25 protein-coding genes are annotated in these 22,926 nt (G+C 68.9%); 13 read left to right on the top strand and 12 right to left on the bottom strand.

Annotated elements, in window-relative coordinates; translation table 11 throughout:
* Positions 1–187: 187 nt before the first annotated feature.
* From ACFYRH_RS23870 to ACFYRH_RS23860, 3 genes are all read right to left on the bottom strand, one after another.
* Complete coding sequence (locus tag ACFYRH_RS23870; RefSeq protein WP_387779206.1) at positions 188–463, bottom strand: hypothetical protein; 276 nt, start codon at positions 461–463, stop codon at positions 188–190.
* 140 nt (positions 464–603) lie between these two features.
* Positions 604–1,572 (bottom strand): aldo/keto reductase, encoded by a 969-nt coding sequence (locus ACFYRH_RS23865; RefSeq protein ID WP_387779203.1) that lies wholly within the window; start codon positions 1,570–1,572, stop codon positions 604–606.
* 2 nt (positions 1,573–1,574) lie between these two features.
* A complete protein-coding gene (locus ACFYRH_RS23860) occupies positions 1,575–2,480 on the bottom strand; it encodes a helix-turn-helix domain-containing protein (RefSeq protein ID WP_387779200.1) in 906 nt (301 codons plus the stop codon).
* A 101-nt stretch (positions 2,481–2,581) separates the two neighbouring features.
* Here ACFYRH_RS23860 and ACFYRH_RS23855 point away from each other — a divergent pair, with 101 nt between their 5' ends.
* On the top strand, positions 2,582–3,955 hold the full coding sequence (locus tag ACFYRH_RS23855) for an MFS transporter (RefSeq protein WP_387779197.1): 1,374 nt from the start codon (positions 2,582–2,584) through the stop codon (positions 3,953–3,955).
* A gap of 140 nt (positions 3,956–4,095) precedes the next feature.
* Here ACFYRH_RS23855 and ACFYRH_RS23850 read toward each other — a convergent pair whose 3' ends face one another.
* A complete protein-coding gene (locus ACFYRH_RS23850; RefSeq protein ID WP_387779194.1) occupies positions 4,096–4,872 on the bottom strand; it encodes a phytanoyl-CoA dioxygenase family protein in 777 nt (258 codons plus the stop codon).
* Between the two features lie 471 nt (positions 4,873–5,343).
* On the opposite strand from ACFYRH_RS23850, the gene ACFYRH_RS23845 reads away from it, so the two are divergent.
* On the top strand, positions 5,344–7,611 hold the full coding sequence (locus tag ACFYRH_RS23845) for an alpha-L-rhamnosidase C-terminal domain-containing protein (protein WP_387779191.1): 2,268 nt from the start codon (positions 5,344–5,346) through the stop codon (positions 7,609–7,611).
* Between the two features lie 37 nt (positions 7,612–7,648).
* Positions 7,649–8,434, top strand: coding sequence for an alpha/beta fold hydrolase (locus ACFYRH_RS23840; protein ID WP_387779188.1), 786 nt, complete (start codon positions 7,649–7,651; stop codon positions 8,432–8,434).
* Positions 8,435–8,463: 29 nt separating this feature from the next.
* Here ACFYRH_RS23840 and ACFYRH_RS23835 read toward each other — a convergent pair whose 3' ends face one another.
* Positions 8,464–9,678, bottom strand: coding sequence for an FAD-dependent monooxygenase (locus ACFYRH_RS23835; RefSeq protein WP_387779185.1), 1,215 nt, complete (start codon positions 9,676–9,678; stop codon positions 8,464–8,466).
* Between the two features lie 177 nt (positions 9,679–9,855).
* On the opposite strand from ACFYRH_RS23835, the gene ACFYRH_RS23830 reads away from it, so the two are divergent.
* Positions 9,856–10,764, top strand: a complete 909-nt coding sequence (locus tag ACFYRH_RS23830; RefSeq protein WP_387779183.1) for an NADP-dependent oxidoreductase — start codon at positions 9,856–9,858, stop codon at positions 10,762–10,764.
* A gap of 72 nt (positions 10,765–10,836) precedes the next feature.
* Entirely contained in the window at positions 10,837–10,986 is a 150-nt protein-coding gene (locus ACFYRH_RS23825) for a hypothetical protein (RefSeq protein WP_387779180.1), read from the top strand.
* On the opposite strand, the gene ACFYRH_RS23820 is transcribed toward ACFYRH_RS23825, so the two are convergent.
* The gene (locus ACFYRH_RS23820) at positions 10,969–11,685 is read right to left on the bottom strand and encodes an MBL fold metallo-hydrolase (protein ID WP_387779177.1); all 717 of its coding nucleotides are present in this window, start codon (positions 11,683–11,685) and stop codon (positions 10,969–10,971) included. The two genes, ACFYRH_RS23825 and ACFYRH_RS23820, sit on opposite strands and share 18 nt — an antisense overlap.
* Before the next feature lie 35 nt (positions 11,686–11,720).
* A complete protein-coding gene (locus ACFYRH_RS23815; RefSeq protein WP_387779174.1) occupies positions 11,721–12,635 on the bottom strand; it encodes an oxidoreductase in 915 nt (304 codons plus the stop codon).
* A gap of 499 nt (positions 12,636–13,134) precedes the next feature.
* Between ACFYRH_RS23815 and ACFYRH_RS23810 the strand changes: the two genes are divergently transcribed.
* Positions 13,135–13,476, top strand: coding sequence for a DUF2200 domain-containing protein (locus ACFYRH_RS23810; protein WP_387779171.1), 342 nt, complete (start codon positions 13,135–13,137; stop codon positions 13,474–13,476).
* 8 nt (positions 13,477–13,484) lie between these two features.
* Here the strand turns inward: ACFYRH_RS23810 and ACFYRH_RS23805 are convergent, their stop codons facing one another.
* On the bottom strand, positions 13,485–14,285 hold the full coding sequence (locus ACFYRH_RS23805) for a MerR family transcriptional regulator (RefSeq protein WP_387779168.1): 801 nt from the start codon (positions 14,283–14,285) through the stop codon (positions 13,485–13,487).
* A gap of 80 nt (positions 14,286–14,365) precedes the next feature.
* On the opposite strand from ACFYRH_RS23805, the gene ACFYRH_RS23800 reads away from it, so the two are divergent.
* Genes ACFYRH_RS23800 through ACFYRH_RS23790 form a run of 3 tightly spaced genes read left to right on the top strand, consistent with a single transcriptional unit; the run spans position 14,366 to position 16,345 of the window.
* A complete protein-coding gene (locus ACFYRH_RS23800; protein WP_387779165.1) occupies positions 14,366–15,127 on the top strand; it encodes an SDR family oxidoreductase in 762 nt (253 codons plus the stop codon).
* A 12-nt stretch (positions 15,128–15,139) separates the two neighbouring features.
* Positions 15,140–15,466: a nuclear transport factor 2 family protein gene (locus tag ACFYRH_RS23795; RefSeq protein WP_387779162.1), complete on the top strand. Its 327-nt coding sequence runs from the start codon at positions 15,140–15,142 to the stop codon at positions 15,464–15,466.
* 48 nt (positions 15,467–15,514) lie between these two features.
* The gene (locus ACFYRH_RS23790; protein WP_387779159.1) at positions 15,515–16,345 is read left to right on the top strand and encodes an endonuclease/exonuclease/phosphatase family protein; all 831 of its coding nucleotides are present in this window, start codon (positions 15,515–15,517) and stop codon (positions 16,343–16,345) included.
* Positions 16,346–16,364: 19 nt separating this feature from the next.
* On the opposite strand, the gene ACFYRH_RS23785 is transcribed toward ACFYRH_RS23790, so the two are convergent.
* Complete coding sequence (locus ACFYRH_RS23785; RefSeq protein ID WP_387779156.1) at positions 16,365–16,706, bottom strand: TraR/DksA family transcriptional regulator; 342 nt, start codon at positions 16,704–16,706, stop codon at positions 16,365–16,367.
* 341 nt (positions 16,707–17,047) lie between these two features.
* Here ACFYRH_RS23785 and ACFYRH_RS23780 point away from each other — a divergent pair, with 341 nt between their 5' ends.
* Both ACFYRH_RS23780 and ACFYRH_RS23775 read left to right on the top strand, forming a co-directional pair.
* A complete protein-coding gene (locus ACFYRH_RS23780; protein ID WP_387779153.1) occupies positions 17,048–18,268 on the top strand; it encodes a hypothetical protein in 1,221 nt (406 codons plus the stop codon).
* Positions 18,269–18,342: 74 nt separating this feature from the next.
* On the top strand, positions 18,343–19,131 hold the full coding sequence (locus ACFYRH_RS23775) for an oxidoreductase (RefSeq protein ID WP_387779150.1): 789 nt from the start codon (positions 18,343–18,345) through the stop codon (positions 19,129–19,131).
* On the opposite strand, the gene ACFYRH_RS23770 is transcribed toward ACFYRH_RS23775, so the two are convergent.
* Positions 19,119–19,319: a three-helix bundle dimerization domain-containing protein gene (locus ACFYRH_RS23770; RefSeq protein ID WP_387779147.1), complete on the bottom strand. Its 201-nt coding sequence runs from the start codon at positions 19,317–19,319 to the stop codon at positions 19,119–19,121. The two genes, ACFYRH_RS23775 and ACFYRH_RS23770, sit on opposite strands and share 13 nt — an antisense overlap.
* Positions 19,320–19,416: 97 nt before the next feature.
* On the bottom strand, positions 19,417–19,764 hold the full coding sequence (locus ACFYRH_RS23765; RefSeq protein ID WP_387779144.1) for an ArsR/SmtB family transcription factor: 348 nt from the start codon (positions 19,762–19,764) through the stop codon (positions 19,417–19,419).
* A 65-nt stretch (positions 19,765–19,829) separates the two neighbouring features.
* On the opposite strand from ACFYRH_RS23765, the gene ACFYRH_RS23760 reads away from it, so the two are divergent.
* Positions 19,830–20,876 carry a cation diffusion facilitator family transporter gene (locus tag ACFYRH_RS23760; RefSeq protein WP_387779141.1) on the top strand — a complete coding sequence of 349 codons (1,047 nt, stop codon included), beginning with the start codon at positions 19,830–19,832 and terminating at the stop codon, positions 20,874–20,876.
* A 38-nt stretch (positions 20,877–20,914) separates the two neighbouring features.
* Positions 20,915–22,222: a cytochrome P450 gene (locus ACFYRH_RS23755; RefSeq protein ID WP_387779138.1), complete on the top strand. Its 1,308-nt coding sequence runs from the start codon at positions 20,915–20,917 to the stop codon at positions 22,220–22,222.
* 195 nt (positions 22,223–22,417) lie between these two features.
* Here ACFYRH_RS23755 and ACFYRH_RS23750 read toward each other — a convergent pair whose 3' ends face one another.
* Entirely contained in the window at positions 22,418–22,852 is a 435-nt protein-coding gene (locus tag ACFYRH_RS23750; protein WP_387779135.1) for an SRPBCC family protein, read from the bottom strand.
* Between the last annotated feature and the right edge of the window lie 74 nt (positions 22,853–22,926).

Raw genomic sequence — 22,926 nt, 5'->3', positions numbered from 1 at the left:
CGCCACCCCACCAGCCGACTTTGTGCACCCACCGCGCACTTCCGCGCCCGGAAAATGAGCGGTGGGCGCACAAAGTGGTGGATGCGGCGCACGCGGCTACGCGAATCCACCGCCGCACGACGGCCGCAGGCGCGACTACGGCGTACCGCGGGCCGCGCGCCGCGGGCCGGTACGGCCGTTGTGGGGGCTAGGTGGGGTCGGTGAATGAGATTGGCTTGCCGGTGGATTGGGCGTAGGCGATCTCGCGGGTTGTGGACTCGCCGATGTACCCGCCGGGGTTGACGATCAGGACCCGGTCGGCCAGGTCGATCTTTCGTAGGTGGAGTTCGCCGAGGGCGGCCTTCTGCTCGTCGGTGATCTGCTCGCCGGCCTCACGATCGTCGGGGCGGGTGAAGGCGGCTGGTGCGACGACGATGGCACCCGCGAAGGTCAGGTCGCGGTTCGCCGCGAGCATCTCTTCCATGAACCGGGCAGAACCGCAGATACACACAATCTCAGGTCGGTCGGCCAAGGCTCAGTCCTTCGGATCGCACGAGATCACCAGCGGTGCGTGACATCTGAACAGATGCACGAGCCAACAGCTTACGAAGCAGGATGGACCGGTCACCACCAGTAGGGCTCTTGCGGTGCGTACGGCGCTTCGAGGGTCTCGGTTTCGGTCTTGCTGAGGGTGATGTCGAGGGCCTTGACCGCCTCGGCGAGATGGTGGGGCTTGGTCGCGCCGACGACGGGTGCCGCGACGACCGGTTTGGTCAGGAGCCACGCGATCGCGATCTGTGCCATCGAGACGCCGCGTGCCTCGGCGAGTGTCTGTACGGCGTCGACGATCGGACCGTCGGCGGGATGGTCGAAGGTCTTCGCGACCTCGTCGACGGCCGATCGGGATGTCCGAGTGCCCCAGGAGCGGGTGAGGCGGCCCTTGGCCTGAGGCGAGTACGGGATGCTGCTCACACCGAGGTCGAGGCACAGCGGCAGCATCTCGCGTTCTTCTTCGCGTTTGAGCAGGTTGTACTGGTCCTGCATCGACACGAACGGCGTCCACCCGTGCAAGGCCGCGACGTGCTGGAGTTTCGCGAACTGCCATGCCCACATCGACGACGCGCCGAGGTACCGGACCTTGCCGGACTTCACCACGTCGTACAGGGCCTCCATCGTCTCCTCGACCGGTGTGGCGGGGTCGAAGCGATGGATCTGGTAGACGTCGATGTAGTCGGTGCCCAGCCGCGTGAGCGAGGCGTCGACCTGTTCGAGGATGGCCTTGCGGGACAGTCCGCTGCCGCCGGGCCCGTCGTGCATCCGTCCGGAAACCTTGGTCGCGAGCACGATGTCCTCCCGCCGGGAATAGCGGGTGATCGCGTGGCCGACGTACTCCTCCGAAGTGCCGAGTTGGTACACGTTGGCGGTATCCCAGAACGTCACACCGAGCTCGATCGCCTGCCGGAAGAAAGGTTGAGCGGCGTCCTCGTCGAGCGTCCAGCTGTGCAGACCGCGGGTGGGGTCCCCGTAGCTCATGCACCCGAGCGCGATCCGGCTGACCTCGAGCCCGGAACGACCGAGTTTGGTGTACTTCATCGTCAGCCGTTCGCCGGCTGGTGGGCGCCGAACGTCGTGGCGGCCCAGGTGGCGAGGAGCTTCAGGCCTTCTTCGGACGGTGAATCGGGCTCGGGTGTGTACGCCGTGAGGGTGAGGCCTGAGTCGGCGGTCAGCTCCATCGCTTCGAAGCCGAAGGTGAGCTCGCCGACGGCGGGATGCCGGAAGTGTTTGACCCCAGTCCGGTGGACTCGTACGTCGTGCGCCGCCCACCGGGTGCGGAAGTCGCTGCTGCGGGTGGACAGTTCACCGACCAGATCGCTGAGGTCACGGTCGTGTGGGTCGTGGCCGGCGGCAGCTCGCAGCAGCTGGACGCAGGTGTTCGTGGCCTCGTCGAAGTTCGGGAAGAACTCGCGCGCGCTCGGGTCGAGGAAGTGGAACCTGGCCAGGTTGGGCGGGGAGACCTCGCTGGTCCGGGTCGGACTGTCGAACACCGGCGCGTAGAGCGCCCGGCCGAGCAGGTTGGTGCCGAGGATGTCGAGGCGCCCGGTGCGGACGAACGCTGCCGTCGTACTCATCGAATCGAGGATTCGCTGAACCGTCGGCCGGATCTGGTACGCACGGCGGCGCCGCTGATCGGCCGGTGCACTCGGCCGGCCGGATGCATTGGCGGCGCGGGCGAGGTCGTACAGATAGATCCGCTCGGCCTCGTCCAGCCGGAGGGCTTCGGCGACCGCGTCCAGAACGCTGTCCGACACGCCGGCCAGGTTCCCCTTCTCCAACCGGGCGTAGTAGTCGACAGAGACCCCGGCGAGCAGGGCGACCTCCTCGCGCCGCAGCCCAGGTACGCGCCGATGCCCACCGTAATGACTCAGTCCGGCCTGCTCGGGCGTGATCTTCGCGCGACGGCTCACCAGGAAGTCGCGGGCCTCGCTGCTCTTCTGGTTCACGCGTCCACGGTACGGCGCTCCCGGCGTACCAGAGGGGTTCTGCTGTTACCTGGAAGAACCCGGACTGCCACATCGCCGTTGATCGCGGTTGGCTCATTTTCATGACCACCTTGGGGCTCGCACCGAGCCGGGCCGCGGGTACGACCCTCCTGACCGCACTGCTCGGGTTCTTCCTCGTCACCCTGGACGCGGTCATCGTCAACGTCGCCCTGCCGCAGATCCAGGCCGACGTCGGCGGAGGGATCCAAGGACTCCAATGGGTGGTCGACGGGTACACGCTGCTGTTCGCAGCGTTCCTGCTCGCCTCCGGGACGCTGGTCGACCGCATCGGCGGCAAAGCATCCTTCGGGCTCGGTACGGCGTTGTTCGTGCTCGCGTCCGCTGCCTGCGGTCTCGCCCCGACACTTCCCCTGCTCGTGGTGTTCCGCTTCGTCCAGGGCACCGGCGCCGCGATCATCATGCCGTCCTCGATGGCACTGATCGCGCTGGCCTATCCCGACCCGCTGCGCAGAGCCCGAGCGGTGGCCTGGTGGGCGATGGGTGGCGCCGTCGCGTCATCCGCCGGCCCGATCGTGGGCGGTGCCCTGACGTCGCTGAGCTGGCGGCTGATCTTTCTGGTGAATGTACCGTTCGGCGCGATCGCACTCTTGCTACTCACCCGCACAGTGCGACCCGGCCGGGGTACGGCGCCGTTCGACTGGCCGGGTCAGGTCGCGGCGGTGATCGCGATGGCCGCGCTCGTCTTCGCCACGATCGACGCCGGCCGGTCAGGGTTCGCCGATCGGCGGGTCCTCGCCTCCGCGGGTGTCGCTGTCGTGGCAGCAATCGCGTTCGTGGCGATCCAGCGCCGTACCGCGCACCCAATGGTGCCGGCGGCGCTGTTCAGGTCCCGGGTCGTGGTGTCCAGCACGGTCGTCGGCTTCGCCTTCATGATCGGGTACTACGGACTTCCCTTCGTCATGAGTCTGTATCTGCAACAGCAGCGCAACCTCACCGCGTTCCACACCGGAGCCGCCTTCGTACCGATGATGCTCGTGGGCCTCGTCGTTACTCCGGTCGGGCCGCGGATCGTCGAGCGACTCGGTCCCCGTCGGGTGATCGCGGGCGGCTTGGTGGTGATGGCCGTCGGCCTGACGTCGATCGCCATCGCCCCGGCCGGCACGCCAATCGCAGTACTCGCGGCCCTGATGATCCTCGTCGGTCTCGCCGGACCCACGGTCATCCCACCGTTGATCGCCCTCCTCCTCAACGCCGTCCCTGACCATCGCGCGGGAACGGCGGGCGGTGTGTTCAACACCAGCCGCCAGCTCGGCGGCGCCCTCGCGATCGCGGTCTTCGGAGCCCTCCTCGACACGCCCGCCGGACTCCACGCCGGAATACGCAACAGTCTCCTCATCGGCGCGGCCGTCGTCCTCGCGGCCGCTCTGACAGCAGTCACCTGCCTCCGTGAAGGGGAACGCCGGTGGCCGCCATGACGTCCCGAGTCGCTGTCGAGACAGCGCGAAGAACACCCACACGAGACGGCCGCGGCGTTGACCAGCTTCCTCACCGCTCGACGGCTCTGAACCACCCACGTGCCGCCCAGGCGGAGACCTGGGCGGCGCGGAGGTCTGGGTCAGATGGGCAGGGGGTCGTAGTTGGCACCGAAGGGGGCGTCCGGGCGGGTGAACTCGCCCATCAGGGCGCGCCGCAGCGGTGTGGTGCGTTCGAGGAACTCGGGGTCGTTGTTCAAGCGGTCGGCGGCACGCACCCACGGCGGGCTGTAGACGTAATGGGTCGTGTAGCGGTCGTAGTCACCGTCGTGGCGGAAGGTTCGATGCCAGACACCGTTGTGGAATACCAGCACGGACCCCGCCTCGGCACACACCACATGGCCGATGGAGATGTCGTCCTTGGCCTGACGAATTGAGTCAGGCAGAGCGACCCTGGAGCGATGGCTGCCGGGAATCAGCTCCATGTTGCCCATACCGGGCACGGTCTGATCGGTGAGCAGGTACGAAACCCGGAGCTGAATCAACGGGACCGGGTATCCCAGCTCCTTGAAATCGAACGCGGACGATCCGTCCTGGTGCCACCCGCCGTTGCCCGCGTGCGCCGGCTGCATGGTGTTCCAGCCGGCCTGCAGGACGAACCGGTCGCCGAGCAGACCCTGCACTTTCGGCAGCACGTCGGGGTGGTCGATGAGCCGCTCGAGGGCCGGCTCGCTTTCGTAGGTCCGGCCGATCTGCCCGAACTCACGGTCGCGGCTCTGGTGCAGTCGCTGCGAGACGTCGTACGCCTCGGCGGCCTCTTCCTTGGTCAGGACGTTGGGGATCAGGAAATAGCCCCACGACTCGAAGATGAAGCGGTCAGTCTCGGTGAGCTGACCTTTGTCCACAACGGGATCGAGCATCACTTTGTCCTTGTCTTCAGGGGTGCTCACACCATTCTGACGCCAGTCGTATACCGATAAACATCCGTCTCACGCAGCTGTTCAGCGAACGGGCTGACCATCTGGGCGAGTGCGTAGCCGGTCTCGCGCAGCCGGCCTGCTGATTTCCGCACGACACGGCCGGTCGGTTCTCTACCGCCGCTCGGACCTCGGCGACCGCCTCATCCGAGGGGCCTAGGTCGGACCCGCACACGGCTGCCGGGCACTGGAAGCTCTGCGGCGTCCGCTTTCGGCCAGGCCGGCCAGGTGTGCCGTTGGCCGGCCTGCGATCGGCCGGGGGGACAATGCGCGTCGATGCCGATGTGCCAACGAAGAGGGACGACCGTGACATTGCCTGAAACCGATGGCGTTCAGCAGGTGCAGCTCGAGGACGACCCGTTTGTGAGGGGTGACTGGCCGGCTTGGTGGCTTCGGGCGGTGGAGGGCGGTGATGTGGCCGGGTATCGGCTGCGGGTCGAGTGCGCGGAGGCGGCTGAGGTCGTCGTCCATGTGTCCGCGGACGAGCGGTTCGAGCTGTGGCTCGACGGCGAGCTTGTGGGGCGCGGGCCGTCGCGGGGCGAGGTCGGTCATTGGTCGTTCGAGAGCTACCGCCTGCGGTTGCCGGCGGGTGGGCACTGGTTGGCTGCTCGCGTGTGGAGTCTCGGGGACGACGCGCCGTTGGCGCAGCTGAGCCTGGGTGATGGCCCTACCTTCGTCCTCGCAGCCGAGACGGTGCGTGGTCTGGTGCTCGGCACCGGTACGGCGGAGTGGCAGGCGGCCGCGTTGCCTGGTCATGGCCGGCGGCCGAAGGGTGACGGGTACGGCTGCGGGGCACGGCACGTGAGTGATGGCCGGACGTATCCGTGGGGCTGGCAGACCGGCGAGGACAGTCTGACCTGGTCGCCCGCCGTGAGAGGCGACCTCGCCCGCGCGGGCGATGGGGTGGTCGGGCGTGCGGGTGGTGAAGGGCGGGTGTTGGTTCCGTCGCGGTTGCCGGCGCCGGTGCAGCGGTGGGCCGAGGGGGCGCGCGTCCGCCATGTCGCGGCGCATCCCGCAGGCGAACCGACGCACCATCGCGTCGTCAATGCGGCCGACCACCTGAACGATGAGGCCGGCGGCTGGCAACGGCTGCTCGACGGTACGGCGCTGTCGCTCCCGCCCGGGACCTGCCGCCGCGTGCTCATCGACCTCGACCAGTACGTCTGCGCGTACCCAGTCCTGGACCTCGAAGGCGGCCGCGACGCCGAAGTACGCGTGCATTGGCAGGAGTCCCTCTACGAAACGGACCCCGAGGCAGGCAAGGGACACCGCGACGTCGTCGAGGGCAAGCTCTTCGGCCGCCCCACGCTCGAGGCCGACGGCCTCGGCGACCTCTTCATCGCCGGCGGCGGTCGCGAACAGCACAGCACGCTCTGGTGGCAGTCCGGCCGGTATGTCGAGGTTCTCGTCACCACAGCGTCCGAACCACTGACGATCCACGGCCTGCGATTCCGCGAGACCCACTATCCGTACGAAGACCGCAGCGGCTTCACCGCGAGCGACCCGCGCCTCGCGCAAGTCGGCGTACTCGCGTTCCGGACGCTGCAGGCCTGCAGTCACGAGACGACCATGGACTGCCCGTACTACGAGCAGCTCCAGTACGCCGGCGACACCCGCCTCCAATGCCTGATCGCGTACGCCACCACCGGCGACGACGCCCTCGCCCGGCAGGCGCTCCGGGCCTTCGCTCGCAGTCAGGGCAGCGATGGCTTGGTCGCATCCCGGACGCCGTCCCGCCAGTCGTCGCCCATCCCGCCGTTCACACTGTGGTGGGTCGCGATGGTGCACGACTTCGCCCTGTGGCGCGGCGATCTGGCCTTCGTCACCGAGTTGATGCCGGCCGTCCGCGCGGCGCTCGACGCGCATCGCCGTACCGTCGACGACCGCGGGATCTTCCACGCCCTGCACGGCTGGAACTTCACCGACTGGGTGCCCGGCTGGGACGCCGGCACCCCTCCGGGGATCGTCCAGGACGGCGAACAACACCCGGACTGGCCGGGCCCTGGTCGCGGCCAGTCGGCGGTGCTGCAACTGCAGCTGGCCTTGGTCGCGCGGCAGGTCGCCGAACTGGAGGCGTGGGTCGGTGAGTCCGACGCAGCCGGCCGGTGCGCACAGCTGGCTGACCTTCTGCTTGAGGCCGCCGACGAGGCGTTCTACGACGCCGACCGCGGGCTGTACGCCGACGATCTCGCGCACACCGCCTTCAGCGAGCACGCGCAAGCGCTGGCGGTGCTCGCGGGAGCGAAGTACGGCGAGACGGCCATGCGGACGATGCTCAAGGAACCGCCCGAGGGGCTGGCCCGGACCACGGTGTACTTCGATCACTACCTGTTCGAGGCATTGCAGTCGATCGGGCGGACAGATGTGCTGCTTGATCGGCTCGGTCTCTGGTATGGATTGCTGGATCGGGGTCTGCACACGGTGATCGAGCACCCCGAGCCGACCCGCAGCGACTGCCACGCGTGGGGCGCCCATCCGCTGTACCACTACGTCGCGACACTGCTCGGCGTACGTCCAACAGCCCCCGGGATGACAGCCGTCACCGTCACGCCCCAACTAGGCGGCCTCGAGTGGGCCGAGGGCTCGGTCCCAACCCCACATGGCCCGGTGACCGTCCGAGCTCAAGCCGGCAGACCAGCAGATGTCACGGCACCACGGGCAATCTCGATCACGATCCGCTGACGACCAAGGCGGTGAGGCGGGCGCGCATCATGGAAGGATGAGCGCCTCGTCGAATGGTTGGCCGGTGGTGCTGCTGCATGGGTGGCCGGTGACCGAGGCGCACTGGCGACACCTGCTGCCGCTCCTGAGTCGCAGCGGGTTCGCGCCGATTCCGGTCAGCCTGCCTGGCCTCGGCACACCGGCGGGGAGCACCACCAGTTTCCGGAAGAGCGATCTCGCCGACCGTCTCCGAGCCGAGCTAGGTCTCGCAGGGTTCTCGGTCATCGGCCACGACTGGGGCGGCACCGTCGGTTTCCTCCTGGCCGCCGCACTCCCCCAGGCCGTGAACGCGATCGTCATCGAGGAAGAGATCCTCCCCGGCATCAACGTCGCCATCCCGTCGCCAGGCGCCGAGCACTACCCGGCCTGGCACGGCCCGTTCAACCGCTCGCCCGACCTCGCCGAGCAACTCGTTCCCGGCCACGAAGACGCCTACTACGGGATCTTCCTCCGCCAGAGCGCCGGACCGGCGGGCCTCGACCCGGAGACCATGCGTTCCTACGTCGACGCCTACACAACGCACGACGCCTTGAAAGCCGGGCTCGCGTACTACCGATCCCGCGCCGACGACATCGCCGACGTACAACGCCTCCCAACGATCGACACCCCAGTGCTCGCCATCGGCGGACGCTACGCGATGGGCACCGCCGTCGCGCAAGGCCTCCGCACACTCGCGACCGACGTCACCGGCCTCGTCCTGGACCGTTCCGGCCACTACCCCGCCGAGCAGGAACCCGAACCCACGGCGGAGGCCATCATCGAGTTCCTCCAGCAACCAAACTGACCCGGCGCGGCACGGCCGGGCGCCCCGGGTTACGGCTTCGAAGGACCGGAGTCCGGTACGCCGTCGTAGTCGGGCAGGTCGACGCCGTTGAGGGCCCGGTCGACGAGTGCCATGAACGCCTCCATGTCCGGTTCTGGCCTCGGTTCTGCGTCCGGCTCGGCGGCGGCGAGGCTCTCCACGTGCATCCGGCCGATCTCCTGGCTGGCCTCCACCATTGGGCGCATCCGCTCCTGGTAGGCGGCGAACCCGGCCTCGGGATCCCAGCCCGCGGCGGCGAGCTCTCCGGCCAGCACGTAGGCGCCGACCAAGGCCAGCCCGGTCCCCTGCCCGGACATCGGCGACGCACTGAACGCCGCGTCACCGATCAGCCCCACGCGTCCGTCGTACCAGCGATCCATCACCACCTGGGCGACCTGGTCGAGGTAGAAGTCCGGGGTGTCGTCGAGGTGCGCCAGGATCCGCGGGGTCAGCCAGCCGAGACCGGCCATCTGCTCCCGCAGCAGCCGCTTCTGCCCCTCGATGTCGCGGTAGTCCACGTCGAACTCGCCCGCCGGGAAGGAGAAGATCGCCATTGCCCGGGTGGCGTCCTGGATCGGCCGCAGGCCGGCGGAGCGCCCGGACTCGCGTTCCTGGTACTCGACCATCCAGCGGTCCAGGTCGAACTCGTTCGGCACGCTGTAGAAGGCCAGCACGAGCCCGAGGTGGCGGATGAACTGCGCACGCGGCCCGAAGACCGTCTCGCGCAGTGACGAGTGCAGCCCGTCGGCCCCGACCACGAGATCGAACCGCCGCCGCTTGCCGCTCGCGAAGGTCACGTCGACCCCGTCCGCGTCCTGCGTGAGCTCGGCGATCCGGTCGTCGAAGAGGTACTCGACGCCGTCGCGCGTGTCGTCGTACAGGACCTGGGACATGTCGCCGCGCAGGATCTCGATCTCCGCGATGTACCCGTCTCCGCCGTCGTCGTCCGCGCGGTAGGTCTCCAGCACGTTCCCGTCGGCGTCGACCGTGTTCGCGCCGGCGGTGTCGGTGCACGCCGCGCGCACCGCCTCGTCCAGCCCCATCCGCCGGATGGCTTCCTTCGCCACGCCGCGCGCGTCGACCGCCTGCCCGCCGGGTCGGATCCCGGGCGCCCGCTCCACCACGGTCACCGCGGCACCCCGCCGGCGCAACCAGTGCGCCAGCGCCGGCCCGGCGATGCTTGCCCCCGCCACCAATACCGTCGTACCGCTCACCAAGTCCCCCACTCATCCGTCCGGATCAAGGCCCAGATGGTACTGCGCTCCGGCGGCTCGCGGGCCGATTCGGGAGCGCGGTCGCGGTGAGTGGCCCATCAGAACCGGGAGCGAATGGCCTATCCATCGCGGGCCATGGCTGCCTACCGTCGAAGTGCAGCAGCCCACCGACCATTGCAGAGGATCCTCATGCGTGCCATCACTGTCCGGGACCGCGACGCCGACGACTACGGGCTGTCCCTGACCGAACTCCCCGCACCCACCGCCTCCGAGAACGACGTCGTCGTGGAGGTCCACGCCGCCGGCTTCCTCCGCGGCGAGCCGGAATGGCCCAGCACCTGGCGCGATCGCGCCGGCCGCGACCGTACGCCGAGCGTGCTCGGTCACGAGGTCTCCGGCGTGGTCGTCGAGCTCGGCTACGGCACCACCGGCCTGACCATCGGCCAGCGGGTCTTCGGGCTGACCGACTGGGCCCGCAACGGCTCCCTGTCCGAGTACGCCGCGGTCGAGGCCCGCAATCTCGCGCCGCTCCCCGCCGACATCGATCACGTCGCCGCGGCCGCGGTGGTGATGCCCGGTCTGACGGCGTGGCAGGCGCTGTACGACCACGGTCACCTCGAAGCCGGTCGTACCGTCCTCATCCACGGCGCGGGCGGGTCCGTCGGCTCGGTCGCCGTACAGCTGGCCCGCGAGACCGGGGCCTACATCATCGGCACCGGCCGAGCTGCCGACCGGGAGCTGGCCGGCACCTTGGGCGTCCACCAGTTCGTCGACCTGGACAACGACCGTCTCGAGGATGCCGGCCCGGTCGACGTGGTCTTCGACGTGATCGGCGGCGAGATCCGCGACCGCTCCACGGCGCTGCTCCGCCCCGGCGGCACCGTCGTCAGTGTCGCCGAGCCGCCGACCGTCCAGCCCAGCGACGGCCGGTCCATCTTCTTCGTCGTCGAGCCGAACCGCGCACAGCTCACCCAGCTCGCCGCGCGCCTCCGCGACGGGCGCCTCAAGCCCCTCGTCACCGCTGTCCACGACCTGGATGCCGGCGCCGCCGCCTTCACCGCCCGGACCCGCGGCCGGTCCATCATCACGATGAGATGACATAGCCCACGTTTGCTCTGGCGGCGTAACGGCGTACGGCAGGATCCCGATACGTCTGCTGAGGGGGCAACCATGAAACGACCACGCTGCCGGAACGAGCCGGATCCGTACACCGCGGATCTGGTCCGTCGCCTGCGCGGCCTGCTCGCGATCATCACCCGCCCACCCACGAAGTCCGCCAACCCCATCCGCCGCGACGACGACCTACTCGACCGCCTCTGACCGGACCGACCTCGCGACCTCGGCCGGTGAGACGCGCCAGGGAGCGCCGTGACCGGGAAGGATCCAGGATGCGGACAGCCCGGCGATCCGGTCCAGGGACGACAAGGCCGTCGCCGGATCGTCGGTGAACGGCGCGGGCTGCGGACCAGTGCGTCCGGTGAGCACGTGCCGTGTCGTCAGGGCGTCGCCGACGAACACCGCGTCGGCCAGCGGGACGTGCACCGCCACACTGCCCGGTGAGTGCCCTGGCATCCCCACGATCACCGGCGTTCCGGGCAGGTCGAGGACGTCTCCGTCAGCGATCTCGACAACCTCGCGGACGTAGCGGGTCCGCAGGCCGTTCTTGCGGATGGAGTAGCCGAAGAAGCCGAGCGTCGGGCCGAGCCGCATCCGGCCGAACGCGACCTTGGGTTTCTCTCCGGTGCGGGTTCGCTCCGCGTCGGCGGCGTGCACGAACACCGGTACGCCGTGTTCGCTGCGCAGCCGTTCCGCGAAGCCGAGGTGGTCGGAGTCGCCGTGGGTCAGCACGACTCCCCGGATGTCGCCGACGGACTTGTGCAGTATGCGCAGTTCACGCTGCAGATCCCGCCAATGGCCAGGAAGTCCAGCGTCGATCAGCGTGATGCCGTCGGCCGTGTCGACGAGGTACGACGCCACGACGTCGTTCCCGAGGCGGTGCAGGTGCGGTGCGAGTTTCATCGGTTTGATCCAAGGTCTGAGGTTGATGGCTGAGCTTAGTTCGGATCCGGGTGTACGCCGGTCAGCTCGGCGGTGCGAGTCCAGAGTCGGGCGCGGAGGGCCTGGTTCTGGGCGCGGGGATCGATGCGGGCCGGGCCGACGCCCCGGAAGAACTCGCCGAACTTCCGGGGACCGTAGTAGTCGCCGCCCTGGACGTCGGGTGCGGTCGCGGCGTACAGGATCGGCAAGGTGCCCTCAGGCACGGACTGGGACATCGCTTTCGTCATCGCGTTGAGCGGTCTCGCGAAAGCGCCGAGCCCTTGGTTGCGCGCGCCTGCCGCGGCGATCTCGGTGGCGGTGAACCCGGGATGCGCGGCCACGCTGAGCACCCGGGAACCCTCGGCGCGCAGGCGTTTCTGGAGCTCCAGCGTGAACATCAGCACGGCCAGCTTGGACTGCGAGTAGGCGTGAGACATCCGGAACCGCCGGCGCTCGAAGCCGGTGTCGTCGACGTCGAACCCCTTGCCGCGGTGCGCGATGCTGGACACGGCCACCACTCGCGCCGAGTCCCCGGCACGCAGCGCGGGCATCAGCAACCAGGTCAGCGCAGCGTGCCCCAGATAGTTCGTGGCGAAGATCGACTCGTGCCCGGCGGCCGTACGCCGAAGCCGGCCCGCCGGAATGCCCGCGTTGTCGATCAGCAGGTCGACGCGGTCGCCCGTACGGACCCGGATCTCCGCCGCGGCCGCCCGCACCGAGTCCAGGTCGGCCAGGTCCAGCAGGACCAGTTCGCCGCCGACCGCCGCCGCGGCACGCTCCCCGCGCTCCCGGGACCGGCAAGCGAGGATGACCCGCGCACCTTTGGCCGCGAGCACCGTTGCCGCGCGCAACCCGAGCCCCGAGTTCGCCCCCGTGATCACGACCGTACGGCCGGTCTGATCGTGGGTGTCGTCGTCGCCCCAAGCGTCCACGCCCGCATGCTAGCGGTGCGTCAAGAACCTTCGGGTTGTCAGACCCATGCCGTCCCCGACTGCAATGACCCCCAGTCGGCTCTGCACCCGCCGTCGCGGCGCCGCCGTGGCACCGCCGTGGCGCCGCCGTGGCGCCGCCGTTTGGGTGGTTCACCCCAGAAATGGCCCGTTCCCACGCTGCATGCCAACTGCTCACGGACAACATCAGGGGTGAACCCCTCGAATGCCTGGCCGGCCCGGTGCCGGACGGCGGCGAGCACGTGCAGGTTCCACCGCCACCGGGTGAGGTGAACAGCGGATCGCCCCAGGCTCCGGCTGTCTCCAGTCCCGCAGCCTGCCAGGCAGGCGAAGGTGGCGTACGTCGTCCTGCCCCAACGCCAGCCGTTGGTGTTCGTGCCGTAGTACAGGTTGTTCGCCAGCGTCATGGGCCCGCCTACATCTGGTGCGAATGGTTTTCGACGCCGCGAGCAGCGGCGCGGCAGCGTGCTAGCTTCGGGGCGTGAGCCGAATCTTCACTGTCAGCTTCGCGTCCGTGTATCCGCTGTACGTGACGAAGGTCGAGAAGAAGGGCCGGACGAAGGCCGAGCTCGACGAGGTGATCGAGTGGCTGACCGGTTTCGACGAGCCGGCGTTGCGCAAGCACCTGGCCGCGGAAACGACCTTCGAGGACTTCTTCGCCGACGCGCGGCTCAATCCAGCGGCGGCCACGATCACCGGAGTCGTCTGTGGTGTCCGCGTCGAGGACATCGACGATCCCCTGATGCAGAAGATCCGCTACCTGGACAAGCTGGTCGACGAACTCGCCAAGGGCAAACCGCTCGAGAAGATCCTGCGGGCCTAGACCAAGGATCAACTGACGCGGAAGACCGGCCAGGCGATCTCGGTTCTCCACGTCTGCGGGTCGGGATTGTCGCGTGGGCCGGCGAAGTACGTCTCCTGGACCGGGCCGGCCACGGTGAGGGTGTGCTCGTGGACCCAGGTGGCGAGCTCGCCGTAGGTGACGTCGATGTCGTCGTGCGGGCCGTGGTGGACGGTGGCCGCCAACTCGACCGCCGGAAGGTCGGCCGGGCGCACCCGGCCCCTTGCCGGCGGGTCCGCGACCGGGTAATAGACGAGGACCGTGCCGCGGCCTTCGGCGAAGAGTTCGTTGTCGTAGTGCCCGCCCGGTGGACCGAGTCGTTCCGGTACGGCGGCGTCCAGCTCGGCCAGCGCGCCGTCGTACCACTGCAGAACGTCACCCACGGCAACCACATCCGTGATCCCGGCCACCGTCCTCGCCGGCTCTGATCGCAGTACCACCTCGAGCGCGCCGGGATCGGGTCGCAGCAAGCGCTGGAGCGACGTCACCGCGGCACGGGTCCGGTCGAGCGACGTCTGCAAGCGGTCGAGATGCGCCGCGATCAGCACCGATCGCGCGTCCGGGTCGTCAGTCGCGACGATCTTGCCGACGTCGGCCAGCGGTACGTCGAGTTCGCGCAACTGGTGGATCACTTGCGCGACCGGGATCTGCTCTGCCTCGTAGTACCGGTATCCGCTGAAGGCATCCACCGAGGCCGGCTCGAGCAAACCGCTCTCGTGGTATCGCCGCAGCGTCCGCACGCTCAGATGCGTCGCGCGCGCGAACTCACCGATCGTCAACCCCCGCCTCATGACGCACACAATGCACCCTCTCCCCACGGGAGAGTCAACTCCTTGAACCTCCCCCGCCGGGAGCGTCCACGGTGGACGCCATGGACCTGAAAGACCGCCGAGCCGTCGTCACCGGCGCCAGCAAAGGAACCGGCGCAGCCGTCACCGCCCTCCTGCGCGCCCGTGGCGCGGCCGTTCTCGGCATCGCCCGCACCGCACCGCCCGACGCCGGCCTGTTCACGACCGCCGACCTGACCACTGTCGACGGCACCGCTCATGCGGTCGAGGCTGTTCGCGCCACCCTCGGTACGCCGGACATCGTCGTACACACGCTCGGCGGATCGAGCAGCCCGGCCGGCGGCTTCGCCGTACTCGACGACACGCTGTGGGACGACGAGCTGCAACTCAACCTCCTCGCCGCCGTCCGCCTGGACCGGACGTTGCTTCCGGCAATGATCGAGGCCGGATACGGCGCTGTCGTGCACGTCTCGTCGATCCAGCGCCGGATGCCGTTGCACGAGGCAACACTCGGGTACGCCGCGGCGAAGGCGGCACTCACCACCTACAGCAAGGGTCTGTCCAACGAGGTCGGCCCGCGCGGCATCCGCGTCAACGTCGTCTCCCCCGGCGCCATCCAAACCACCGGCGCCGAGCATCTCGCCGAGCGCATCGCCACCGCCCGCGGCATCAGCCACGAACAGGCCTGGCAGGAGATCCTCGCCTCCCTCGGCGGCGTCCCCCTGCAACGGCCCGCCCACCCGACCGAGGTAGCCGAGCTCGTCGCCTTCCTCGTCTCCGACAGAGCCGCCGCCATCACCGGCACCGAACACACCATCGACGGCGGCACCACCCCAACGATCTGACCAGGAGCACCCATGACCACGCTGCCCGAACCCATCTCGCAGTACCTCGCCAGCCACATCGCCCGCGACATCGACGCCGCGATGCGGTGGTATGCCGACGACGCAGAGGTCACCGACGAAGGCAAGACGTACCGCGGGCGAGACGAGATCCGCACCTGGCTGGCAAGCGCCGCCAGCGAATACACCTACACAACCGAGCTGACCGGCGTACGTCGCATCAACGACCACACCTACGTCGCCACCCACCATCTCGAGGGCAATTTCCCCGGCGAAACCGCAGACCTGGACTTCACCTTCACCCTCCACGACAACCTCATCACCGCCCTCACCATCACCTGAACCACCACCCGACTGGCAAGCCGGCGAGGTCAGCGAGAGGATGGATCGATGGCCTCCGACGGCGACATCCCACCGGGCTTCTACGGCCCGCTGATCGAGACGACCGCACGCGTCGTCACCTGGAACGTCTGGGGTTTGTACGACGCCTGGGAGCGGCGCGAGCAGGCGATCGCCACCACGCTCGCGCAGGCCGACCCCGACATCGTCGTGCTGTGTGAGGCGTGGGCGAAGGAGTCTGACAGCCAGTGCGCGCGCTTGGCACGAACACTCGGCCTGCCGCACCACGCGTTCAGCGGCGTGCCGGCCCAGGAGGACGATGCCGCGCTCTCCGGCGTCGCGGTGATGTCACGCTGGCCGATCACGGACCGCGCGAGTCAGACGTTCGGGGACCTTCGCGCGCAGTACGCCGAGGTCGGCGGTCCGCGGGGACCGATCCAGGTGTACGGCGTGGTCATGGACGCGTGGTGGTTCGACGAGAGCCAGGCTCGCCAGGACGCCGTACGCGCCCTTCTCGCCCATGTCCGACAACGACAGGACGACCGGGTCCCGCTCGTCATCGCCGGAGACTTCAACGCCGACCCCGACAGTGACGAGATCCGGATGCTGACCGGGCGCGCCGCCGTACCGTCCCCCGGCCTGTCGTTCTACGACGCCTGGGCGACGGCGCAACCGGATCTCAGCGGATACACCTGGTCGAACGCCAACTCGTTCGCCCGCCAGCTCCTGTGGCCCGAACGCCGCATCGATTACATCTTCACCGCCGCACCCCGCCGCGGTGGCGCCGGCCATCCGCGCGACGCGACCCTCCTCGGCACCCACCCGGCCCACGGCATCCAGCCGTCAGACCATTACGCCGTCCAAGCCGACCTGCGCTACTGACGGCGGCAGGTGCGGGGCACTAGGGGTCCTCGCTCGGCCGTGCGCTCTCGCAGCGCGGACACAGTCTCGTCGTCGGCACCGCCAGCAGACGGTGTGTGGGGATCGTACGTCCGCAGATCTCGCAGCGACCGAAGGTGCCTCTCGCGAGCCGGAACAACGCGGCGTCGATCTCGGCCAACGCCCGCCGCGCGCCGGCGGTCAAGGTGGCCCGCACCTCGGCCAAGCCCGCACGAGAGTGCACGTCCGTCTCGTATGCGAGGCTGATCAGTTGTTCGAGCCTGAACTCCCGCTCCTGCTCGAGTTCACGACGAAACCACGCCACGTCGGGCGCCGCACGACCACCCGGCCCGACATCCGACATCACCATCAAGTTCTCTCCTCATCACCTGAGGCGCAGACCTCCTAGGTACCCACTCAACCCCAGCCGAATGCACCCCACCATCCGCAGAAAACAGGTGCCAGCCGTCGGGGACGGAGACCCCAGTGGTCAGCGAAGAGTATGTGGCGGCTCTCGGGACTGGAGACCGCCGAGCGTGGCCGGCGACAAGCAATAGCAGGTGTCCTCACACCACTTCCTGTGCCAAGTCACAGCAGTTGGCTGTAGGGGACGTTGTGCCACCGCGAGTACGCCGGGCTTACCGGGGGTGTAGGAGGTGCACATTGGCGCGGTTCGGGAGGGGGTGGTGGTGCTTTGATGGGGGTGTGGAGCAGGAGCGGGGGGACGAAGTTCTCGAGGTGGGGAAGGGGGCGCGGCGGGGGCGTCGGCGGATCTGGTGGGGTCTGGTGCTGGCGGTGCTGCTGGGTCTGATCGTGCTCCGTGGTGCGCCGGATCGGGCGCGGCATCAGGTGCTGCCGAGTCCCAAACCGACAGATCTCATCAGCACGCGTCCGGATGGACCAACGGCGTGGGCGACGGCGGTTGGCGCATGTGGGGCGGACACGCCGTTGCCGATCGTGTCGAGTGGGCCACCGTTGGAGCACAGCGGCATCCAGGTGCTGGTCGGCGGAGATCGACTGCGGCTCGTCGACTTCGACACCGGTCGCGTGACGACCTTGCCTGACGTAGTTGTCCATCCGGGCGAGTACGCCGCGGTGCTCGCGCGTGACCCCCTCACGGCGTACGCGACCACCGGGTCGTGCAGCGAGACCGCGCCCTACGCGATGGTGCGGGTCAGCGTCGATCACCGGGTGCGTGTCATCCGCCCGCTCTCCCCGAACGAGTCGGCGCTGACCGACGGCCGTCGCGTCTGGATCACCGCCGCCGCGGGCGACATCAACTCCCCTTACGCGACGATCACTCCGCTCACCGGAGGGACGCGCGTACGGCTGCCGCTCGGATTCGCTCCATCCGCGATCGTCGGCGACACGGTCGTCGGACAGCTGCAGCCCGATCCCGGGATCTCGCCGACGTGGCTCGCGCTGGTCGACGGACGCACCGGCCGGTTACGGGCCAAACTCGAGGAACACGGAGCACCGCTGGCCGCCGGCGCGGGCCAGGTCTTCTGGACCAGCGGCTGCGAGGACGCGACGCCGTGCACGCTGCGCCGCATCGCGATCGCCGGCGGCGACATCGTGGCGTACCCGCTGCCGCGCCAAGCATGCTGCGGTGTCGTGAGCCCCGACGGTACGACGCTCGCCTTCCTGCTCGACCGCTCGTCAACCGGCTCACTCCCGCCACTCGACATCGCGATCCTGCAACTCGCCACCGGCCGAATGAGCGTCGTACCGGGCATCGAGCTCCCCGCCAAGTCCCAACCCGGCCTGACCTTCGCCGGCCACGACAACTGGCTGGTCATCGCCCTCAATGCCGGATCCGCGACCCGCCTGCTCGCCTGGCGCCCCGGCCTCCACGAAGCGTACGAAACCGCCCCGACCCCAGGCGCCGTCCACGACCCGATCACAGCCATCGCCACCGGTCCCTGACCCAACTTTTCGTATCGGACACGCACGCAGCTCGGTACAGTTCTCCGAGGCGGGTTCAAAGGGAGGGGGCGGGCATGGATCTGGGGCTTGCGGGCAAGGTTGCGGTCGTTACCGGGGCCAGCCGTGGGATTGGGCTTGCGGTGGCTACGGCGTTGGCTGCTGAAGGGGTCAAGGTCGTCGCCGGGGCGCGGTCCGGTAGCGCCGAGCTCGACGCGCTGACTGAGGCGTACGACGCGCGGGTCGTGCGGGCTGATCTGGCGACGCCGGAGGGACCGCAGGAGCTTGGGGCTGCCGCGGTCGACGCCTTCGGCGGAATCGACATCCTGGTCAACAACGCCGGTGCGGTCCGGCCTCGGCTCGACGGCTTCCTGGCGATCGACGATGCCGAGTGGGAGTGGGCGCTCAACATCAACTTCCTCGCGGCGGTGCGCACCACCCGCGCCGTACTCCCCCAGCTGCTCAAGAACCCGACCTCGTCCATCGTGACGGTCAGCTCGGTCAACGCGTTCCTGCCGGATCCCGGCGTACTGGACTACAGCGCGGCGAAGGCGGCGCTGAGCAACTTCTGCAAGTCGCTGTCGAAGGAGTTCGGCCCGCGTGGCGTCCGCGTCAACTGGGTCAGCCCCGGGCCGGTGCAGACCGCCCTGTGGCTCGGCGACCGCGGCGTCGCGGCAACGGTCGGCCGAGCTTCCGGTCTCGACCCGGAGGAAGTCGTGAAGCAACAGGAGGCGCAGGGCGCGACCGGTCGGTTCACGCGCCCCGAGGAGGTCGCCGACCTGGTGACGTTGCTGGCCACGGACCGCCTGGGCAACCTCACCGGCAGCGACGTGGTGATCGACGGCGGCCTGATTCAAACGTTGTAGCCGCGCAGCCGCGCCTTGGCTCCCCTCTCCACGAACAACGGCACGAAGTCCCGGATCGGGACGTCGTCGAACTCGGGACGGGACTGACTCACGACCTCGGCGACGTGATCCGCGGGCACCCCCGGGAACTGCCTGGCCAGCCGGTCCACAACCTGCGCGATCGCGCGGTCTTCATCTGACCTGTCCATTCGTCCACGATTGTCGCCGCCACCTCGACGCGACCGCGTTTGGCGGATTTTGAGACATCCGGCCGGCGAGAATGCGGGTAGGCGAATGAGCCGGCGGCTACTTGGCGGCCTGGTCGTGGGACAGGTCCTGGTCCAGGTGATCGGCGTGGAACAGGGCCTGGTCGAGCAATCCCTTCACGTGATGATCGCCGGCCGAGTAGTACACGAACGTGCCTTCGCGGCGGCCCCGGACCAGACCGGCCAACCGTAGCTTCGCGAGATGCTGACTGACCGCGGTCGGTGCGACGCCGGCCAGCTCAGCCAGACACGCCACCGACGACTCCCCTTGCAGCAGCGCCCACAGCACCTTGATCCGGGTCGGGTCGGCGAGCAGACGGAACGACTCTGCCGCGAGATGCACCTGCTCCTCGTTGGGCATCTCGAAGTCTTCGATCGACGAGTGCATACATCTGAGGCTACAACTATCTGCCTACTTGCATACCTGCATAGTTGCGCAGATAAGATGCACATATGAAGGCAACCGGCCACGGTCATGGGCACCGTCACAGTCATGGCCACGGTCATGGTCACGGCGAGGCTCGCGGTTTCGGCGGCTGGGTCCGGTCGGTGTTCAGCGTGCACAGTCACGACGCCGCCGACTCGGTCGACTCGGCGCTGGAGTCGAACGCCGCAGGGATTCGCGCGGTGAAGTTCAGCCTGGCCGGGCTCGGCGTCACCGCCGTGGTCCAGGCGTTGCTGGTCGTGTTCACCGGCTCGGTGGCGCTGCTCGCCGACACCATCCACAACTTCTCCGATGCCCTGACCGCGGTCCCGCTGTGGATCGCGTTCGTCCTCGCGCGCCGCCCCGCCAGCCGCCGCTACACCTACGGTTTCGGCCGGGCCGAGGACCTGGCCGGCGTCTTCATCGTCGCGATGATCGCGCTGTCCGCTGTCGTCGCCGGATACGAGTCCGTACGCCGGCTGCTCGACCCGCGTCCGCTCGAACATGTCGGTGTACTGATCGTCGCCGGGATCATCGGCTTCGCCGGCAACGAGCTCGTCGCCGTCTACCGCATCCGCGTCGGCCGCCAGATCGGCTCGGCCGCTCTCGTCGCCGACGGCCTGCATGCCCGCACCGACGGCTTCACGTCGCTCGCGGTCGTTCTCGGCGCGATCGGCGTACTGGCTGGGTTCCCGCTCGCCGACCCGATCGTCGGCCTGGCCATCACCGCGGCGATCCTGGTCGTTCTCAAGGGGGCGGCGACCGACATCTACCGCCGCCTCATGGACGCCGTCGACCCCGCGCTGGTCGACGCCGCCGAACACACCATCCACACGACGACCGGAGTCGAGCGGATCGAGGAGATCCGGCTGCGGTGGTCCGGCCATCGAGTCCGTGGCGAGGTCAGCATCGTCGCGGATCCTGAGCTGAGCCTGATCGAGGCGCACGCGATCGCGAACGACGTACATCACCGGCTCCTGCACGAGCTCCCCAAGCTCGACGCTGTCACCGTTCATGTGAGCCCCCGCGACACGGACGGTGTCGATCACCACGCAGTACTCGCCCATCATCGCTGAGTAGGTTTCGGCCGGCTGCAGGCGGACACAGGAACGTCATGCAGCCTTTTCTGCCTTCGGCGTCCGGGGTGGACAGCGGCCGGATCTTGCGGGACGTGCTGGTTCCGGTCATCGCACAGGGCGCGGTGTTGCGGAGGCCGCGGGTCGGCGTGATCGCGGAGCGGCTTCGGGTCGATGACCGGGCGCTGGATTGTGTGCGGCGGATGCGGCGTCCGTACGGCGATGGTCCGGTGCTGCTGCGGATTCGCGACCGCACCCTCGCGCTCGTGCTCGCGCCTGCGGACGTGCATCGGCTGCTCACGGAGACGCCCGAACCGTTCGCTGCAGCAACCGGTACGAAGATCGGTGCGCTGACGCACCTCCAGCCGCACGCGGTCCTCGTCACCAACTCGTCACTGCGCGCCCCGCGCCGCGAACTGAACGAGCAGGCGCTCGGGACGCACACGCCCGTCCATCCCTACGGTCACCGGTTCGCCGAGGTGGTCCGCGAGGAACTCGACCGTCTGCACGTCACGCTCGGGTGGAACGACTTTCGCGCGATCTGGTCCCGTGTCGTACGGCGGGTAGTCCTCGGGGACACCGCCCGCGACGACGAGGAGCTCACCGCGCAACTCGACCAACTCCGGGCCGACGCGAACTGGGCCCAGTTCGGCGCGGACCACGAGGAACTCCGTAGCCGCTTCCTGACCACAGTTGCCGGGTACGTCGACCGCGCCGAACCCGAGAGTCTCGTCGCAGCGCTCGACCGAGGTCCGGAACCACTCGATCCGGCCGGTCAGGTCCCGCACTGGCTGTTCGCCTTCGACGCCGTCGGCATCGCCCTCTGGCGACTCTTCGCAGTACTCGGAACGCATCCGTCCGCACTCGAACCACTGATCGCGGAAGCCCGGCACCCGGAGGCCTCACCGCTGTTGGCGGAGGCCGGCGCCGCGGTGCAGGAATCGCTCCGGCTCTGGCCGACAACGCTCGTCGTACTGCGCCAGGCGCGCGAACAAACCAATTGGCGCGACCGCATCGCTCCGGCCGGGACCGAGTTCGTGATCGTCAGCTCGGTGTTCCATCGCGACGACGACGCCCTCGACTTCGCCAACCGGTTCGAACCGTCGGCGTGGCTGGACGGCCGCACCGATGGCGCGTGGCCGATCATCCCGTTCAGCGAAGGCCCTGCGGGGTGTCCCGGACAGAACGTCGTACTCCTCACCGCCGGCACCGCGGCCAGCCACGTGGCAACGCGGTACGACCTGGACGTCGACCCGACCACCCGCGCCCACCTGACCGACCCGCTGCCCCGAACCTTCAACCACGCCGCGGTACGGATCGGCTTCTGGCGCCGGTCGTCGGCCTGACCGTTTACAGCCGCGCAGCACGGGCACCGCGGAGAAAGCTCAGTTGAGCAGCGGGGACACGGGGGGAACTGACACTTCGCGTCGGGCAGCACAAAGGCCAGGCCGAGTGCAGCCAAGCTCGAGAGCCGGGTCTCGCCTGGCACTGGGGATTGGCGCCCGGCGCGGAGTCTCTCCCGTCCGCCGGAGTGCCGGCTGCTAGGACGCCTTCTCGGCGAGGAGTTTGAGGCGGCGGAGGGTTTCGGCGTTGCGCGGATGCAGCACCAGATCGGCGAGGGCCGACGGCAGCATCGCGATCGGGCCGTTGGTCATCTGCTCGGTCATCACCAGCCGGCACCCCGTAGGCGTTTCGTACCCGCGGAACTCCACCTCACCGTCGCCGAACGGCCAGACCCGGACCCGGAGCCGCAGCTTGCGCGCAGGCTCGTGTTCGAGCGAGACCGTCGTGTCGCTCAGCAGGAAGGGCCAGGCGCCGATCGAGTGGTGGATCCGGCCCTCGGGGTCCGGCCACGGCGGGTCGACGTCGCGGATCCGGGAGGCTCCGACGACCCAGGCGGCGTACGACCATCCGTCGGTGAGGATCGCGAACACGTCCTCGACCGTCGCCCCGATTTCACACTCGTTCTCGCTCACGCACCGTTCGGTACCCGACTTCGGGAAAAGCACACCGCCTGCCGAGTCCGCGTCCGGCGTCTGTCCGGAAGAGT

Origin of the sequence: Kribbella sp. NPDC004875 (assembly GCF_042873375.1) — a bacterium.
GTDB lineage: Bacteria > Actinomycetota > Actinomycetes > Propionibacteriales > Kribbellaceae > Kribbella.
This window is presented reverse-complemented; position numbering and strand designations above follow the sequence as displayed.